Source organism: Dolichospermum sp. DET69 (assembly GCA_017355425.1).
Taxonomy (GTDB): domain Bacteria; phylum Cyanobacteriota; class Cyanobacteriia; order Cyanobacteriales; family Nostocaceae; genus Dolichospermum.
On record CP070234.1, the window covers coordinates 119,022 to 136,472 of the forward strand.

At 37.8% G+C, this 17,451-nt stretch carries 15 protein-coding genes and 4 pseudogenes; 16 read left to right on the forward strand and 3 right to left on the reverse strand.

Features of this window, described 5'->3' with window-relative positions:
- Positions 1-31 precede the first annotated feature (31 nt).
- Complete coding sequence (locus EZY12_27150) at positions 32-883, forward strand: 2OG-Fe(II) oxygenase (protein ID QSX70881.1); 852 nt, start codon at positions 32-34, stop codon at positions 881-883.
- A 340-nt stretch (positions 884-1,223) separates the two neighbouring features.
- Entirely contained in the window at positions 1,224-1,439 is a 216-nt protein-coding gene (locus EZY12_27155) for a hypothetical protein (protein ID QSX70882.1), read from the forward strand.
- Positions 1,440-1,544: 105 nt separating this feature from the next.
- Here EZY12_27155 and EZY12_27160 read toward each other — a convergent pair whose 3' ends face one another.
- Positions 1,545-2,984 carry an MATE family efflux transporter gene (locus EZY12_27160; GenBank protein QSX70883.1) on the reverse strand — a complete coding sequence of 480 codons (1,440 nt, stop codon included), beginning with the start codon at positions 2,982-2,984 and terminating at the stop codon, positions 1,545-1,547.
- A 376-nt stretch (positions 2,985-3,360) separates the two neighbouring features.
- Here EZY12_27160 and EZY12_27165 point away from each other — a divergent pair.
- The 5 genes and pseudogenes from EZY12_27165 (at position 3,361) to EZY12_27185 (ending at position 6,756) form a co-directional block, all read left to right on the forward strand.
- Positions 3,361-3,546 (forward strand): annotated as a pseudogene (locus EZY12_27165) (transposase).
- A 123-nt stretch (positions 3,547-3,669) separates the two neighbouring features.
- Positions 3,670-5,100, forward strand: a complete 1,431-nt coding sequence (locus EZY12_27170) for an amidohydrolase family protein (protein QSX70884.1) — start codon at positions 3,670-3,672, stop codon at positions 5,098-5,100.
- 129 nt (positions 5,101-5,229) lie between these two features.
- Complete coding sequence (locus tag EZY12_27175) at positions 5,230-5,637, forward strand: polysaccharide biosynthesis C-terminal domain-containing protein (protein ID QSX70885.1); 408 nt, start codon at positions 5,230-5,232, stop codon at positions 5,635-5,637.
- A 42-nt stretch (positions 5,638-5,679) separates the two neighbouring features.
- Positions 5,680-5,865, forward strand: coding sequence for a hypothetical protein (locus EZY12_27180; protein QSX70886.1), 186 nt, complete (start codon positions 5,680-5,682; stop codon positions 5,863-5,865).
- 105 nt (positions 5,866-5,970) lie between these two features.
- A complete protein-coding gene (locus EZY12_27185; GenBank protein QSX70887.1) occupies positions 5,971-6,756 on the forward strand; it encodes a sulfotransferase in 786 nt (261 codons plus the stop codon).
- Positions 6,757-6,906: 150 nt separating this feature from the next.
- On the opposite strand, the pseudogene EZY12_27190 reads toward EZY12_27185, so the two are convergent.
- Positions 6,907-7,232, reverse strand: a pseudogene (locus tag EZY12_27190) (hypothetical protein).
- A gap of 127 nt (positions 7,233-7,359) precedes the next feature.
- Between EZY12_27190 and cysC the strand changes: the two are divergent.
- The 9 genes and pseudogenes from cysC to EZY12_27235 all read left to right on the forward strand — a co-directional run bounded on the left by cysC (position 7,360) and on the right by EZY12_27235 (position 15,783).
- Positions 7,360-7,899 (forward strand): adenylyl-sulfate kinase, encoded by a 540-nt coding sequence (gene cysC / locus EZY12_27195; protein ID QSX70888.1) that lies wholly within the window; start codon positions 7,360-7,362, stop codon positions 7,897-7,899.
- Between the two features lie 269 nt (positions 7,900-8,168).
- Positions 8,169-8,367 (forward strand): annotated as a pseudogene (locus EZY12_27200) (transposase).
- Positions 8,362-8,568, forward strand: a pseudogene (locus EZY12_27205) (transposase). Before EZY12_27200 ends, EZY12_27205 begins: the two co-directional pseudogenes overlap by 6 nt.
- Positions 8,569-8,586: 18 nt before the next feature.
- A complete protein-coding gene (locus EZY12_27210) occupies positions 8,587-8,763 on the forward strand; it encodes a hypothetical protein (GenBank protein ID QSX70889.1) in 177 nt (58 codons plus the stop codon).
- A 391-nt stretch (positions 8,764-9,154) separates the two neighbouring features.
- Positions 9,155-9,946 (forward strand): tyrosine-type recombinase/integrase, encoded by a 792-nt coding sequence (locus EZY12_27215; GenBank protein QSX71022.1) that lies wholly within the window; start codon positions 9,155-9,157, stop codon positions 9,944-9,946.
- Between the two features lie 157 nt (positions 9,947-10,103).
- Positions 10,104-10,472 carry a hypothetical protein gene (locus EZY12_27220; protein QSX70890.1) on the forward strand — a complete coding sequence of 123 codons (369 nt, stop codon included), beginning with the start codon at positions 10,104-10,106 and terminating at the stop codon, positions 10,470-10,472.
- A 308-nt stretch (positions 10,473-10,780) separates the two neighbouring features.
- A complete protein-coding gene (locus EZY12_27225) occupies positions 10,781-13,909 on the forward strand; it encodes a hypothetical protein (protein QSX70891.1) in 3,129 nt (1,042 codons plus the stop codon).
- Positions 13,910-14,437: 528 nt separating this feature from the next.
- Positions 14,438-15,556, forward strand: coding sequence for a hypothetical protein (locus EZY12_27230; GenBank protein QSX70892.1), 1,119 nt, complete (start codon positions 14,438-14,440; stop codon positions 15,554-15,556).
- On the forward strand, positions 15,538-15,783 hold the full coding sequence (locus EZY12_27235; protein ID QSX70893.1) for a hypothetical protein: 246 nt from the start codon (positions 15,538-15,540) through the stop codon (positions 15,781-15,783). Before EZY12_27230 ends, EZY12_27235 begins: the two co-directional genes overlap by 19 nt.
- Positions 15,784-16,437: 654 nt before the next feature.
- Here EZY12_27235 and EZY12_27240 read toward each other — a convergent pair.
- On the reverse strand, positions 16,438-17,160 hold the full coding sequence (locus tag EZY12_27240; protein QSX71023.1) for a hypothetical protein: 723 nt from the start codon (positions 17,158-17,160) through the stop codon (positions 16,438-16,440).
- Positions 17,161-17,451 lie beyond the last annotated feature (291 nt).

The following is a 17,451-nucleotide window of genomic DNA, read 5'->3' on the forward strand; positions in this document are numbered from 1 at the left end:
ATTTCTGAATCAAACCTGGAGGGGCAAACCAATGACCATATATGAAAATAAGTTGAGTAGTTATCAAAAAAATCAAGATGCCATAATATCTGCAAAAGAACTCGAAGAATGGCATTTAATTGGACTTCTAGACCATTCAATAGATGCGGTAATAGTACCGAATTATTTTCTTGAGCAAGAGTGTATTACAATTTCAGAGCGAATCAAAAAGAGTCAATATTTTCATGCTTATCCCGGTCACCCATCAGTTAGTCGCTTGGGACAAGAACTGTTTGAATGTGGTGAAAGTGAGATCGAATTAGCAAAGCAGCAAGAAAAAGCACTCACATTAATTAAAGAAATGCGGAGGCTGGTACATCCATATATAAGTCCAATTGATAGGCTGAGAATTGAACTTGATGATATTTGGAGATGTGGCTGTAATTTAGCGAAACTTGGTGATAAAAAAGTATTTGCTGGGGTAGTTAGAGAGCATCAAGAGGATAGTCCCGGTCAACCACATTGTGATGTAATGGGATGGGGTTTTCTCGAATCCTATAAAGATAAACCGAATCTCATCAATAACATTGCGGCAAATGTATATTTGAAAATGCCTGAATCAGGGGGAGAAACAATACTCTGGGATGAATGGCCAACCCAAAGCGAATACAAAAATGGTGAATATAGTATAGTACATAACACAGATGTTCCAGATAGTGTTAGTTTTGATAGCACAAAAATCGCACAACCAAAACTTGAGATCCAACCGAACCAGGGAGATTTAATTCTCTTCAATTCCATGAGAATTCATGCGGTGAAAAAGATAGAAACTGGTGTACGTATGACATGGGGATGTTTGATTGGATACTCTGGAACTGATAAACCGCTTGTTATTTGGACTTAATATAGCGTTTCCATTTGAGTCGTGGAAAAATATTGTCGTGACCCTACAGGTTACGGTTTTCACAAATCGTTTGGAAATGCTATAAGTAGTCGTGCAAAATAAATTTGGTTCTACCGCTCCCTTTATAATATTTTGGAATAGATATGGCGTAAACCCTTGCCCTGATTAGGTTTTAGTCTTTAATATACTCAAAAATAGGCGATAGCGAAGCGCTCCGTAGGAATCACTATTAATTTAGATAAAACCCATATACAGCAATGGTTTTGGGCATCTAAAAGGGATATTTAATCACAATGGGAGCGGTAGAACCATAAAAAGCAGTCACCCTATAATTAGCTTTATGTCTCGAGAGAGCCTGGGCTTATACTGTCTTCATATTTTTATTATTAAAACTGCTGTGAGCTTGTCTCAGAAATTTATTGGCAGAATAGATGGAACAAATATTTGTTTTGCTTCCCTGGTGGATGTTTTAGTTATTCTTGCTATTTGTTATCCTTTATCTCACCTGTGGAACGAGATACAAAAAGCAATCAGCAATCAGGGTAAACGCATCTAAATATTCTAGAAAAAACCTACAAAGTATGTGAGAGTAAGCTGATTAAAACTCTGCTATTGGGGGATAAAAGGATCTATCACCTCACATTTAATTTATCAATGACCTTTAATCCGTCCCTACCTCCAATTTTTCAGCTACCATCTGTTGACTGGTTTTTTCTATAGTCAAAGTCAAGGCACGAGAAGCTTCTAAAGCTGGAATAGATACACTATCATTCTCAACTACACTCTCAAATGTCTTAGGTAACTGTGCCCCAAACATCAGCATTCCAATGGCGTTGAACAAAAAGAAAGCCAACCACAAGATATGGTTACTCTCAAATTTAACAGCGGCTACATCCGCAGGTAAAAATCCTACACCAAACGCGATTAAGTTAACATTGCGGAGAGTATGCCCTTGAGCCAAACCCAAGAAGTACCCACATAGTATGCAACATACTGAATTGCATACTAGGACAAGTACCAACCAGGGAATAAAAATATCAATATTCTCAATAATTTCTGCGTGGTTGGTTAACAACCCAAAAACATCATCGGGAAATAGCCAACACGCTCCGCCGAAAACCAGACTCACTAGCAGAGCCATTCCCACAGAAACTTTTGCCAGAGGTGCTAACTGTTCTGTGGCTCCTTTCCCTTTAAAATTTCCTGCCAGAGTTTCTGTACAGAATCCCAATCCTTCAACAATGTAGATGCTCAAAGCCCATATCTGTAAGAGCAAGGCATTTTGAGCGTAGATAATTGTCCCCATTTGTGCCCCTTCGTAGTTAAACGTTAAGGCGGTAAACATACAAACTAAATTGCTGACAAAGATGTTTCCATTGAGAGTTAAGGTGGAGCGTATAGCTTTTATGTCCCAAATTTTTCCAGCTAATTCTTTTACCTCTTGCCACGGGATTTCTTTGCAGACAAAAAACAATCCCACCAATAGGGTGAGATATTGACTTGCAGCAGAAGCTACTCCTGCCCCCATGCTCGACCAGTCTAAGTGGATAATAAACAAGTAGTCGAGTGCGATATTGGCAGCATTGCCCACAACCGACAACAACACAACTAAGCCATTTTTTTCCCGTCCCAGAAACCAGCCAAGCAGGACAAAGTTGAGCAAAATGGCAGGCGCTCCCCAACTCTGGGTGTTAAAATACGCTTGAGCTGAAGACTTCACCTCTGGGGCGACATCTAGTATAGAAAACCCCAACACCCCCAACGGGTACTGTAACAGTATGATCGCCACCCCCAACACCAGAGCAATTAAACCATTAAGCAGTCCCGCCAACAGTACGCCCTCTCGGTCATCTCGTCCGACTGCTTGTGCTGTTACCGCAGTGGTACCCATTCGTAAAAACGATAAAACAAAGTAGAGAAAGTTAAGCAGGTTTCCAGCAAGGGCTACTCCAGCTAGGTAGTGGATTTCCGAAAGATGACCTAAGAACATGATACTGACTAAATTAGCCAGTGGTACCATAATATTCGATAGGACGTTGGTAAGAGCTAGTCGGAAGTAGCGGGGTATAAAGTCATACTGGCTTGGAAACGTCAGGCTCATAAGATTAATTTGACAGTGTTATTCGCAATTTGAGACAGGCTTTTTCGTCTACTTTCCCCTAATAGTACCCCAATATATTTCCTAAACTCCCTTTTTTGGGCTTGATATGTCCAGAGAACATCAAAGCCTTTACCCCATCTATCGAAGCAAGGAGGCATGGCGGCGGAATGGGTCAGTTTTTATAGAACCCATTTGATATCTTTTTGGCGATTGAGTAGAATCAACAGAAATTAGGAGCAAGAACAAGGAAGAGAATGAGAGTTATTCGTTACTGTCACTAAGTTTTCGCCACCTTTAAATTCACTTCTTGAAACCCTTGCTAGAAGGGAGTCGCAAAATGGGATTATATAAATGGCGAAAACTTCGTGACACTAACAAAGGGCAATCTGGATTTGTGCCTGTTGCTGCTAGGTGGGTGATTGAAAGATAAAATGCTTGGGTTGAAAGATGTAAAAGTTTGGTCAAAAATTTCGACCGCACACTCGAACGTTCCAATGTCAAGGTCAACCTATGTTTTATTCGACTAATGCTCAAACGGTTATCTATCACAAATACCGTCTGAAAAGATATTAAATGGGTTCTATAAGAGAGTTTTAACAATACAAATAAAAGACTTTTGACAACCAGACTGGGTATTACTTAGTTTCAGTCTTTCATCTCAAGTTTACGTTATTCTGAAGCGAACATGAATCTTATAACAACAAAAAAACAGGTAGATACATTAGTGATACACGCTCATCTCTTTACCATGCAGGGAAATGGTGTGGGATATATTGCAGATGGGGCACTTGCGGTTGAGGGTAGCCGTATTGTAGCAGTTGATTCGACGGAGGCTTTGCTGAGTCATTTTGAGGGCAGAAAGGTTATTGAGTCCGCGAATTGTGCCGTCTTGCCTGGGCTGATTAATGCTCACGTAGACACAAGTTTGGTGCTGATGCGTGGGGCGGCGCAAGATGTAACTAATTGGCTAATGGACGCGACCATGCCTTATTTTGCTCACATGACACCCGTGGCGAGTATGGCTGCAACACGCTTAAGGGTGGTAGAAGAGTTGAAAGCAGGCACAACAACATTCTGTGACAATAAAATTATTAGCCCCCTGTGGGGCGAATTTTTCGATGAAATTGGTGTACGGGCTAGTTTAGCTCCTATGTTCGATGCACTCCCACTGGAGATGCCACCGCTTCAAGACGGGGAGCTTTATCCCTTCGATATCAAGGCGGGACGGCGGGCGATGGCAGAGGCTGTGGATTTTGCCTGTGGGTGGAATGGGGCAGCAGAGGGGCGTATCACTACCATGTTAGGAATGTATTCGCCAGATATGATGCCGCTTGAGATGCTACGCGCAGCCAAAGAGATTGCTCAACGGGAAGGCTTAATGCTGCATTTTCATGTAGCGCAGGGAGATCGGGAAACGGAGCAAATCGTTAAACGATATGGTAAGCGTCCGATCGCATTTCTGGCTGAAATTGGCTACTTGGATGAACAATTGCTGGCAGTTCACCTGACAGATGCCACCGATGAAGAGGTGATACAAGTAGCCAAAAGTGGCGCTGGCATGGTACTGTGTTCGGGAATGATTGGCACTATTGACGGTATCGTGCCGCCCGCTCATGTCTTTCGGCAAGCAGGCGGACCCGTTGCGCTAGGCAGCAGCTACAATAATATTTTCCATGAGATGAAGCTGACCGCCTTATTCAACAAAATAAAATATCACGATCCAACCATTATGCCGGCTTGGGAAGTCCTGCGTATGGCTACCATCGAAGGAGCGCGGGCGATTGGTTTAGATCACAAGATTGGCTCTCTTGAAGTTGGCAAAGAAGCCGACCTGATCTTAATAGACCTCAGCACCCCTAACCTCTCACCCACCCTGCTTAACCCCATTCGTAACCTTGTACCTAATTTCGTGTACGCTGCTTCAGGACATGAAGTTAAAAGTGTCATGGTGGCGGGAAAACTGTTATTAGAAGACTACCAAGTCCTCACAGTAGATGAGTCTGCTATCATTGCTGAAGCACAATTGCAAGCCCAACAGATTTCTCAATGCGTAGCATCTGACCCTATCCACAAAAAAATGGTGCTGATGGAGGCGATGGCAAGGGGTCAATTGTAGGAATGGTCTTGAGTTATCTAGTAAGCTAAGTTGCCAACTAACAATTAAAAATACGAAGCAGGTGATAAGGCAGAATTACAGCAGGTTGTCTTTCGGATCGCTCGTTGGATCTTTGTACCTTCCCTAGTCATGGCGATCGCCCTCATCGTCTTCGCCCAACCCGTGATGAGCCTGTTCGGTGCAGAGTTTGCTGTGGCTCATTGGCAACTGCGTATTCTTGTTTTTGGGCAACTGATCAATGCCTGCTATGGACCTGTGTGGTACTTAATGAGGATGACAGGTCATCAACGGAAATCCCTAGTGGTCTTCGGCTCTAGTGCGTGTCTAAATGCTGTCTTGAATGCGATCGCCATTCCCCGCTACGGGGCAACAGCTGCTGCTGTCACCACCGCATTAACCATGATTTTGTGGAATATCTGGTTAGGGCATTTGGTCATTAAACATATTGCCATCTACCCTTCTATTTTTCATAACGTACTGGGGAAAATGCTGGGTAAAAAGTATGCCGATACCATCCCTCCAACTGACTTGTCATGATAGTCATGGTGCGACTTTCCCTTCGGTACTGATAAACTGGGATTGAATCCCTTTCAGAGTCATCATGATAGATTTGGGAAGTCTAAATGTGGTCGAGAAGAAAGTGCTTTTCCCATGTTGAGAATAGTCACATTAACATCAGCATCAAAACGCCTAATTCTAGATTTTATCTATGGTTTCAGCCAAGGTAAAGGAACTGAGTCTAAATTACACGCCGTCATGAGATAATATGATTATTTTCTGTATAGCCCAGTTAATTATACTTGATTGTAGGCTATTTTTATCCTCTTCTAATGAAGAATCCAGACTAATCCTTATGTACGGGAATATGTTATGCAAGAAAAACGAATCGCAATGTGGTCTGTGCCACGAAGTTTGGGTACAGTGCTGCTACAAGCCTGGTCGAGTCGGCCAGATACCGTAGTCTTTGATGAACTTCTCTCCTTTCCCTATCTCTTTATCAAAGGGAAAGATATGGGCTTTACTTGGACAGACCTTGATTCTAGCCAAATGCCCCACGCAGATTGGCGATCCGTCATCGATCTGTTAAAGGCTCCCCTGCCTGAAGGGAATTTGCGATCCGTCATCGATCTGTTAAAGGCTCCCCTGCCTGAAGGGAAATCAATTTGCTATCAGAAGCATCAAGCGTATCATTTAATCGAAGAGACCATGGGGCTTGAGTGGATATTGCCCTTCAGCAACTGCTTTCTGATTCGCCAACCCAAAGAAATGCTCTTATCTTTTCATAAGATTGTGCCACATTTTACCTTTGAAGAAACAGGCTGGATCGAATTAAAACGGCTGTTTGACTATGTACATCAAACGAGCGGAGTAATCCCGCCTGTCATAGATGCACACGACTTGCTGAACGATCCGCGGAGAATGCTCTCCAAGCTTTGTCAGGTTGTAGGGGTTGAGTTTACCGAGACAATGCTCAGTTGGCCCCCTATGTCGGTCGAGTTGAACGAAAAACTAGCGCCTTGGTACAGCACCGTAGCAAGTTCTACGCATTTTCACTCGTATCAGCATAAAAATAAGTCGTTGCCGCTATATCTTGTCGATATTTGTAAACGCTGCGATGAAATATATCAGGAATTATATCAATTTCGACTTTATTAGAGAGTATTGGTAATGAAAATTCTATATATCTTTAGAGCGATGGTTTTTATTGGGTTTATTGGGCGTACTACTGATCAAATACCGACTTGCCAGCCTCTGATATCCTTTACCTTTTGGTTACAGCAGCAGCCTGATTTCGCTACTTTTTTGTTCGGCACTTGTGATTCTTTCATGTCTTAAAGGTAATGCCCAACTACCTGAATTTTCTGGTGTCCAGGCAATTGTGCTATATCCTTGACCAATGGTAATCGGTTTATTTTCCGCTATGGATGTGCCACTATTGCAATCTTGTCTTGTAATGTTTCATAGATGCTTAGTCACTTGTGTCTAAATACTGGCGATAAAGACAACTCTGCTAGACAATAAACATTTCTAGTTGGCAATATCGCATCTATCAATTCAAAGGCAGCGTCTTTAGCTCTACCTTTGAATTGATAGGCGGCTTGACGGAATTCTTCTAATCTGGCACGTTTCATATTGGCGGGTGAGAGTTGGTAGTACTTCTCTCAGCCTTCACCAAAAGGCGGACTGTATTCAATCAGACCACCTTTTTTTCTTGAACATGACCGATTTAGTCTCAACTCCAGTATACAAGGGAAAACTATGAAAAAAAAACGAGGTTTTATACTGTGGCTGACAGGACTCAGCGGTGCAGGCAAAAGTACACTTTCTAAGGGAATAGAGAGTTTACTCAAGGAACGCGGAATTTTAGTAGAAGTTCTGGATGGAGATATAGTCAGAACAAACCTTTCTAAAGGTCTGAGCTTTAGCAAAGAAGACCGCGATATTAATGTTTATCGTGTTGGTTTTGTTGCAAATCTACTGAGCCGAAATGAAGTAGGAGTAATTGTTTCTTTAATTAGTCCCTATCGAGATGTGAGAAATAAACTTCGTAATATAACAACAAATTTTATAGAAGTATATGTCAATGCTTCCTTAGAGGTTTGTGAAGCACGAGATGTAAAAGGTCTTTATCTAAAAGCCAGAACTGGAGAAATTAAAGGCTTTACTGGCATTGATGATCCTTATGAAGAACCACTTTATCCTGATATTGTTTGTTATACATCAGTCGAAACTATCGAAGAAAGTATAGCTAAGGTAATTGGTTTTCTCACAGAACAAAATTACCTTACAGATGATTAATTCATAATTGGAGAGCGAAAAATTTTGGGGGAGATAGGGCATAGGTTCAGCAATTCTCATTTTGAAAAAAATAAGATAAAATTCTCTTAATTTAAGTGGAGAAACTGTATTAAATTATCATTTTTTGATAGATAATTATCATCCGACGCTGGAGATAGACAGGTTTTTAAAAATCTTTAAAAATCTAGACATGAAGAGAAGAAGGATTTTACTAGTACACTGCGGCGTAAGTGAATGAACCATTATATTGCTTCATTCACAGCTACACTCAGGAACAAGTATTTTTCAATACTTATTATGGAGGATATTGCTATGCACCACTTTATATTTTCTGTGGAAAACATTTATTAGCAGCTAAACTTAGGGCTTCCAATGTAGATCCAGCAGAGGGAGCATTATCAGAATTACAGAGAGTTATTAAACAAATACGTACAAGGAGGGTAGAATGTAGAAATTTTAGTGCACGGACATTTACCCTACGAAAAACAACAAGAATTGTTGTGGGAACTAGGTCAAATAGAAATTGGGGTGGGAACATTAGTAGCCACAAATGAACGAATAGATAGTGCAGTAGCGCAAAGTATTGACAGCCTCAAAGAGTGGATTAAACTTACCCAGCCCAATATCCATGCGGATGAAACACTTTGGGTAGTCAAAGGTGTAAAAGAATGAACATTACGTTTAGCCGTGACAAAACGAAAAGTCAGTGGCAGTATATTGACGGTTATACAAACTTGTCGTCGTCAAGGACGTTCTGTGATTGAGTTTTTTGACCAAGCTATCAAAGCTATGGTTAATCCTAACCCTGTTTTGTCAGATTGGAAAAATTCAATACCTGAAAGGTTCACGGGGCTTTGGTTTTAACATTTTATGCAGCAATTTTATTTTTTAATACATAAAAAAGTGCCAACCCTTGATCAAATAAGAGTTACAAAAGATGGATTCGATTATTGTTTTCCGAGAGTGACAAAACAGGGCTAATGTGCAGACCCCGGATTTAATCTCTCAAATTTAGACCTGAATCCTTACAATTTAAACTTTATCCATATTCTTGTCAACAACTGTGGAATCAGATTTGCCACCTATTTTATTGAAGATATTACTAGTTAGAACTGCTTGTAAATAATGCTACTAATGTCAAACTCAAATTTCTAGAAAATAATACAAAGGTACTAACGAGATGCACGCTTTGACTGTTGCCCAACCAAATGAGATTAACCAATATGCAAATAAATCTATTGATGTATTACTTGATATGTGGCTACATGGTAAGAGTCAAGCTACTCAGGACAGTTACAAGCGCGTTGCTAATAAGTTTTTAACTTTTGTAAACAAACCACTTGTTAATGTTGGTTTAGATGATTTACAGCAGTGGGTAGATTCTTTAAGTTCTAATGACAACACTAAAAAGACTTATAGCAATATTATTAAGAGTCTAATTAGCTTTGTATATGAGTTAGGGTTGATTAAGTATAATGTTGGGAAACCCCTAAAAACTCCTAAACCTAAAGACGCTTTAACAGAACGGATTTTAACGGAACAGGAAATTACTATCCTGATTCACAGTGAGAACAATAACAGGAATAAACTGATCTTAAAGATGTTGTACTACTGCGGGTTACGTGCTACTGAGTTAAGCGGTTTAACTTGGGGTGATTTATCAGAGCGTGGTGATGGTCACGGTCAAGCCACTATATATGGTAAGGGTAGTAAAACCCGTGTGGTGATTATTCCCAGTAACTTGTATAAGGAATTGGAACAGTTAAGGGGTGATGCTGGTAAAGCCGAGCCGGTGTTCCGTAGTAGACAAGGTAAGGGTTTTTTAACCAGGGCGATGATTTGGGAGATAGTCAAAAAAGCTGCTAAGAGGATTGGACTTGATAACCCTAGTCCCCACTGGTTACGTCATGGACACGCTTCACACTCATTAGATAGGGGCGCACCTATTCATCTGGTTAGTCAAAGTTTGGGTCATGCTAGTGTTGCCACGACTTCACGGTATTTACACGCTAAACCGAGTGATTGTAGTAGTTTGTATTTGGGGTAGTTTTGCCCTGCATTTACCCTGGTTTTTCCTATCTGCTGTCTCTACTTTGTCTTTGCTTTGTCGGGGCGATCACCATCCTACTTTTAAGAAAAAGCAGGTGGCTTGACTTAAATTTGACTTAATGAGACGATATTTTTTATGTATTAATTTAATATTTATGTCTGAAAAAACACGACAAGAACTAGAAAATTTATCAAACAAAGAATTGAAAGAGATTCTATCCCCTTTAATTTTTTTGATAAAACAACTACCTGAAGAGGTAGAAATATGCAAAAGCATGGATATGGATGTAGATAGTAAAAAAAAGGAATTATATGATAATTTCATAGAAAAAATCGTATTGGATTTAACAAAAGCAATAACGAATTATTTAACAGTAAAAAACCATATACGATCAACGCAGAAACATTACATAATCAAGGCTTACCAGGGTGCTTGTGATATAGATAATTTTTCTAACAAAATGACTGTTTTATTAGAGGATTTAATGAACAGGACAAAATTAGAAAAATTATTTATAGGGTAAGAGTATTCATACCCAATCAAGGGGTTTGTTTTTGGCTAGACTGTGCTTAAACGGGAAATTTGTACGTTAAGAAAACCTCAAAAAGTTGAAACCATTAACTACCAATAGTTTCAGAAAGTGTCATCCAAAAGAAATTTTTTGTATTTAAGTCCAATGGGCGATTGCTCTGATTTCTTAGCGTACAAAACTCCCAGTTTTGCACAGTCTAGCCATATACTAAAAAAGTATACGGACAAGCTTTACCAAGCATATTTTCCGTTTTTATACGGATATCGGCTCAATAACATTAATAATAAAAATTGAAAATCATGTCTGTTTTTAACAAGTCTGCTATTGAAACTTTGAACCGCCTTGCGGCACAAAAAATTCTCGAAAAAATGCGGATTTCAAGAATGTCGTCAACTGAAAATACTAAAAGACGCTGGATTTGGGAACTTTTACAGAATGCAAATGATAAAGCAGCAATTGATTTTCCTAAAGAGCAAGTTTCAATATTTATAGAACTTACTACAAAATATATAAACTTTAGTCATAACTATAGTTATTTTACATCTACAAACGTAGAAGGGCTGATTCGTCAAATCAGTTCTGAGGACAAAGATTGGGGACAAGTTGATAGAACACAAATTCCTAAAACAATAGGCAGATTTGGAACAGGATTTTTGACAACTCATTTACTTTCTGAACAAGTCAATGTAAGTGGAGTTTTAAGAAGCGAAGCAAATAATGAAACAGGGAATAAAAATTGTTATTTTCAAAAAATTACTTTTCCTATCGATAGAAGTGGAAGAGAACTATCCAATCTAATTAAGAGTATAAATGATTCATTCCAGTATATAGAAGATAAATTGTCTTTTTTACCCAAGGCTCGAAAACAAGATTTCAGTGCTTTTAATACCAGTTTTCAATACGAGCTTGATGAAGAAGGTAAAAGCATTGCTGAAATTGGGCTGGATGATTTAGAAAATTCACTGCCTTATACATTAATTTTTGTAGATAAGATTGAAAGTGTAAAAATAGTAAGAAATAATAATGAAATTTTTTATAAAAAGCAAGAAGGTTACAATTTGAATAGTGATATCAGAATTGTTGAATTTGATAAATCTATAAATGGACAAGTTGAAAAATTAAATTTTGCTGTTTTATCAAATGATTTAACAAGTCTAGCTATTCAAATTACCATCAAAGATAATCAAACATTTATTAATTCTTTTGCTCATAGTACACCAAAAATATTCCTTGGCTTTCCGTTAATTGGAACAGAAGATTTTAATTTCCCAGTTGTTATCAATAACCCATTTTTTGAACCTACGGAACCAAGGGATGGCGTTTTTCTTACAGATAAAAGAGAAGAAAATATTATTAATAACAAAAAAATATTACAAGATTCTATTAATTTATATTTCATACTTTTACAACACGCTGAAAGTAATAATTGGCAAAATTTATATCTACTTGCCAGTACGGATTTACCTAAAAATAAAGATTGGATTTCAACAGATTGGTATAAAAATGAAGTTCAAAAAATCTTAAGAGAAGAGTTAATGCGCTCTATGATTGTCTATACTGACAATCCACTATATCCAAAGATTAAAGTTGAAGATGCCTTATTTCCTTATAATGCTTCAAAGTCAAAAATTTCAATAATTTGGGAATTTGCTAAAGCACTTTGGAGTAATCGTTTACCCAAAAGAGAACATATTGAATTTTGGTATGAAATCATAGACGATACTTGGGAAAAAGATTTGCGTTACAATTTAAAAGAGCTTGTTGAAGATATAGCATCATTTGAAAATGTCAATCAGATGGCTACTCGTATTAGTCAATCAGAAAATGATGCACTGAATTGGTTAAACCAAGTGATTGAATTTGTTTTCTCTGAAAAGCAAGAATTATTAGATAAATACGCAATTATTCCGAACCAATATGGTGAATTTATAACGAAAGAAGAACTATGGGCAGATAATAATATTCCAGAAGAACTCAAAGATATTTTAAAAATATTGCAAGAAGATTGGCGTGCTAAATTAAAGCATAATCAGATTAAAACTTCTCATTTAACTATTACTAAAGGAATTAAAGATATTGTTTATTCTATAAATCAAATAATCAAGGATCAGCAGAATAAAAATATAAAATTGGCTGTATTCGAGCTAATCGCTTGTTTTCCTAGTTACAATCATAAAGAAGGTTATGATTTTTGGAAATTTTCAAAAGAATTTTATCAGGAAACACCCAGCCAAAAAATATTGATAAATTGGGAATCTAAAATTTGGGAAGAATGCCACAATTGGTTTATTAATAATATTTGTCAAGATATTGAAGACAATGAAAAAGTTACGAACTTAACAGCATACTTAAAGCAAGATGCTTTGAAATGGTTACGTATTTTTGTTAATTTTATTATTGAGCATGATTTTGAAAATTGTTTAAACAATTATGCAGTTTTACCAAATCAAAGAGGTGATTTTAAACATAAAAAAGAATTATTCATAGATGATAAAGTTGATGATACGCTTAAAGATATTTTAGAAGAATTAGGTTCCGATTGGCGAAGTAATTTACTAGCAATAGAAGTAGAACTTGATATTGAAGATAAAATTTTAACTTCAAAAAAAGTTGCTAATGAAACCGTTGAAAGAGTACAAGAAATCTTGAAGAATGAAGGTATAGGGCAAAGACCAGAAAAAACAAGACAAATTTTTGCTAAAATTTTGTTATGGTTTCACGAAAATGAAAATTTGGCAAAGGAAATTTTTAGTGATTTATATGAAAAACGCTATCGTCTGAGAAGTGATGAAGAAATTATTGAAGACATTAAATTTAGACAAGCTATTATAAATAACTCAAATGGCTATACAGAAGAAGAAATTTTACAGTTAATAAATACGCCCAAAGATGAGTTACTCAAATTTCAGCAATGGAAAGAAAGGGAGGATACGGGTACTCAAGAGGAAGCTGAAAATTTAATTAATCATGATCCACAAGACTTGTTAACAGGTTTGGGTATTTATTCACCTGAAGAACTTGAGCGAGCTAAACGTATGTTGGTAGGGACGAAAATTGTTGAAGCATTACGTCACATTCCAAGTAACTCATTAGAAGCTTTCAACCATGTACGTATTATCATTGAACGTGCCAAGAAGAATGTAAAAACTTATTTAAATAACAAGGATGAATACAATTGCGAAAAATGGTACGAAGAAACTTTTACTGTTATTGCAGGTATCAAAAAATACGGTATACCAATTAAAATTGTAGTTAGACCTTCAGATGGAGGACAAGTAATAATTTTTTATCAATCTGAGTTTGACGCTTTAGAAATTTCTGATACAGAACTCTGGATTGACAATAATAAAGTGCAAGAAATTTTGACTCTCGGAAAGGTTCTAAAAACTACAGGAATTGATCGAATACCTCTATACAGAATACTGTAATTAAGTAGCGACTGTCTTGATTGTCAAGCGATAGCTTTGGCGTTGAAAATGGAATAGCAAAAACGAGGCTTGGCATTATTACCTTCAAATCTTTGTCAGTAAAGCTTTTTCCACCAACGTGTCTCAGAAATTATACTTTTTGAGACATACCAAAATCATGTCTCTTTTTATGTCTCAATATGCAATTCTCTCAAAGTCTAAAGAATAATGAGACGTTATCTTAGAAAATCTGCCACTTCTCACTCATAAAAATCCTAATCCTCCTTTTCGAGGGTTTGTACAAAAACCCCCAGAATCAGCAGTCGGAGGATTTGAGTCTTTAAAAGTCAGCGTCGAAGACAGTGAACTGTACATTGGCTTTTGTAGCATAAATGTAGCTTTTTGGTAGTTTTTTTGATTCAAGTAATTTGAAATTCATTGAAATCATCAGTTTTAGCTCAAAAAAACTGCAATCAAGTGTTGTCAAACCATAATAATTGGAACTATGCTATAAACCTTATCTAGAGGCAGTTTGGGATCATCGCAGTTATGCTTTATTCATTTATAACCGGAATAGATATCTTAAATCGCTACAAGGCGGAATTGGCAAGAGGACAGTTTAAAGTGGTGATCTTTTTTCTTGCAACAGTTTATGATAGTCAGCTTCTAGAAGATATAAAGAGGTTAGATAGAGATATTGACAGATTAACGGGGCCGCACGCTCTCGCTATAGCCTTTATGCCACCTTCACTGAATGATTCGCTTCCACGCATTGGTAACAACTTCAACAAAAATACAGACAGTTTTGAAGCTGCTGGCAGGAATTGGAACCCAGGAGAATTTGATAGTTTTGCTAATGCGATGACGCAAAATGCCTATGATCTTGCTGACCTATTTTACATCCCCTATAATGACTTGCCTAGTATTGTATTTGTTAATCCTCAGGATCTTTCAGAAGTAGCGACTTTAAAACTTGATGATAAAGGGCTGTCTCCTGTTTATGGACGCATTCGTGAAGTCTTTGGGGAGTGGTACAAGGAACATAGAAAAATGCTCGATAAGGCAGATCAACTTCTTCTTTTCGCAAATAATCCCTTAACTATTGGCTTTCCTGGTAGTTCCTCATCCTCTTCTCTTGGAGAACACTTTAAGACATCTCGTATGCGTCGTTTATTTGACGATTTTATCAGGGAAACAGTTTATCTAATAGTGGAAAAAGGTATGTTAGAGCTTATTTCAAAAACTTCTGTCGATGAGGGAAAAGTTAAACAGCAACTTATAATGCTTTATAAACACCCTCTAAAGCTAGAAAGCCGGCAGAGCGGCATCCTACGAAAACAGCGTGTGGTAGACTTTCTGAAAGAGGAAAACCTATCAATTAATTTGATAGGAGAGCAAATTACTTGGGATAGGTTTCAGAGTCGCTATTTTGAACTCATTTCTAATGCTGCCAGTCAAGAATTACAAATGAGGAAAGTAAATCCTCCACCGTTCCCACTGCGTAAATTAGAAAATATTGACAAAAACGTAATATTCAAAAAACCTTCTAAATCTCGGTTCAGAGGTGCCTTACAGGCAGGGGGAAAAGAAGCATTCAAAGAGTTAATTGACCATCCCCTAGTTAACATTTTTGTAGCAGCTATTGAGGCGTGGCAAGAAGCGGATTAATTGCCAATTGCAAGGCTTTTAAGCAATATTTGATTGATCATGAGTTATTTTTTCATCTGAAAAATCATCAACAGGAAGTAGAAAAAAAGCTAAAAATAAAATTAGCACTTGATAATGATACCTATGCAGTGCGAGAATTGAAGAAGGAGTCAGTAGGCGTAGATATAGCGAAGCTGTCACCAGGGGCGTGCTACGTGAAAGTTGTGTATTTGTCGGTGGAACCATAATATTGCCGTTTTTACGTGCTTATGCTTCTAATTCAAATTGGCAATATTATCCTTCCAGTGTCTCTAATTCTTACAGACTATACATTTGGCAATAAAATGGTTGATAACGAACTTGGACTAAAAATGTCGGATAGAAATCCACTAAAAACCGGAAGCTCTTTTGGCATAAGCATTTGGTATTGAGCCGAGATAGAAGTAAAAACCTGCAAGATGGTCTGGAAACTCTTGCGCTGTATAGGTTTCAGCAATTTTCAAGTAAAATTGACAGGAGAGTGCTTTTCTTGAGTATATATCGCTACAGAAACCGAAGTATTTATTAACTTTGTTTACAATTTTTACAGATGAGATGATGAGCAACATTGAAAACTAATTAGCGAAAACTTTTGTGAACACTGGGTTAGAGACTGAAAATGGCACTGCATTTATGCAGAAATTCTAGTTCGATATCAAAAAGGCTATAACGTAGATATAGTAAGGGTTTTCAGACCATCTTGCAGGTTTTTACTTCTATCTCGGCTCAATACCAATATGAGCCGGAACACAATCTTAATTGCAATTAATCTGAGCCAGAAAATTTCTTGTTTGCGAGCCGGAGGGTTTATGATTGCAAGCCGTAACACTTAGAGAGAAAAATAGCGATCGCCCCCCCACATTTTATATTTCTGCGTCTTTGACACCTAACACTAATAATTTTATTTCAAAGAGTGATCGCCGCATTTTCCCCCAAGAACCATAAGTATTAGCCTTGACTTTATCTAATTCAGATTGTTTAGATAAATATCCCTCAGTATCATTATTGCCACGAATATAGCGCAGTTCAAATACCTTAAATTGATCAATAGCTCTTGCTCCGACAACTTGAGCTATTTGGAAATCAGTTTTACCTTCGTCGAATTTCACCAGAGCTACTGCCACTTTTTCTCTAGTCATATCTGCAAGTTGCGCTCTAGCTCGTTGTAATTCCGCTACTTTTATTTGGAGGTCGGAGATGGCGATCGCATTTCTGTTAGCTTCCGTATTTACTCCTTGAGAGCCTACAAATAATGGTAGGCCAACTACATTTATCAATCCATTAATTAATCCAGTTTTACCATTAAATATTCCCAATATATTATCTATTAATCCATTTCCTTGTTGTGGACTTCCGGCAGTAGGAGTTGGACCAAGTAAATATTGTAAAGCAGGGGTCAAAATTGATAATCTAACAGTTTTGGCATTTTTACTTCTAGCTTCATCTATTTTGCTAGTTGCTTCTTGAATCCTAGTATCAAGTTCCTTGAGAAGTGGTGAACCTGTAACAGCTTTGGTTTGCAATTGATCTAAACAATTTGATGTAGTTTCTAGGCATGGTAAACCACCGCGCATAATCCGCCACATATCATCATTAAATTGATTGGTTAAAAGTTTATCAATATCAGGTTTAGAAAATGGATTTTGTTGAGTTTTTGGCACTACCTGATCTGATTCGGCTTCCGCTTCTTCAGGGTCTGTATTTTGTTCTGTTTCTGTCGGGATTTGTGATTCAGTCTCGGCTGCGGGGTTTACTGTCGGTGTTTTTATTCCATTACCAGTAGGGGTTACAGGCTTTTTGGCGGGGTTTATTGTCGGTGTTTTTATCCCATTATTAGCAGGGGGTACAGGTTTGGTTGCGGGGTTTGTCGGTGTTTT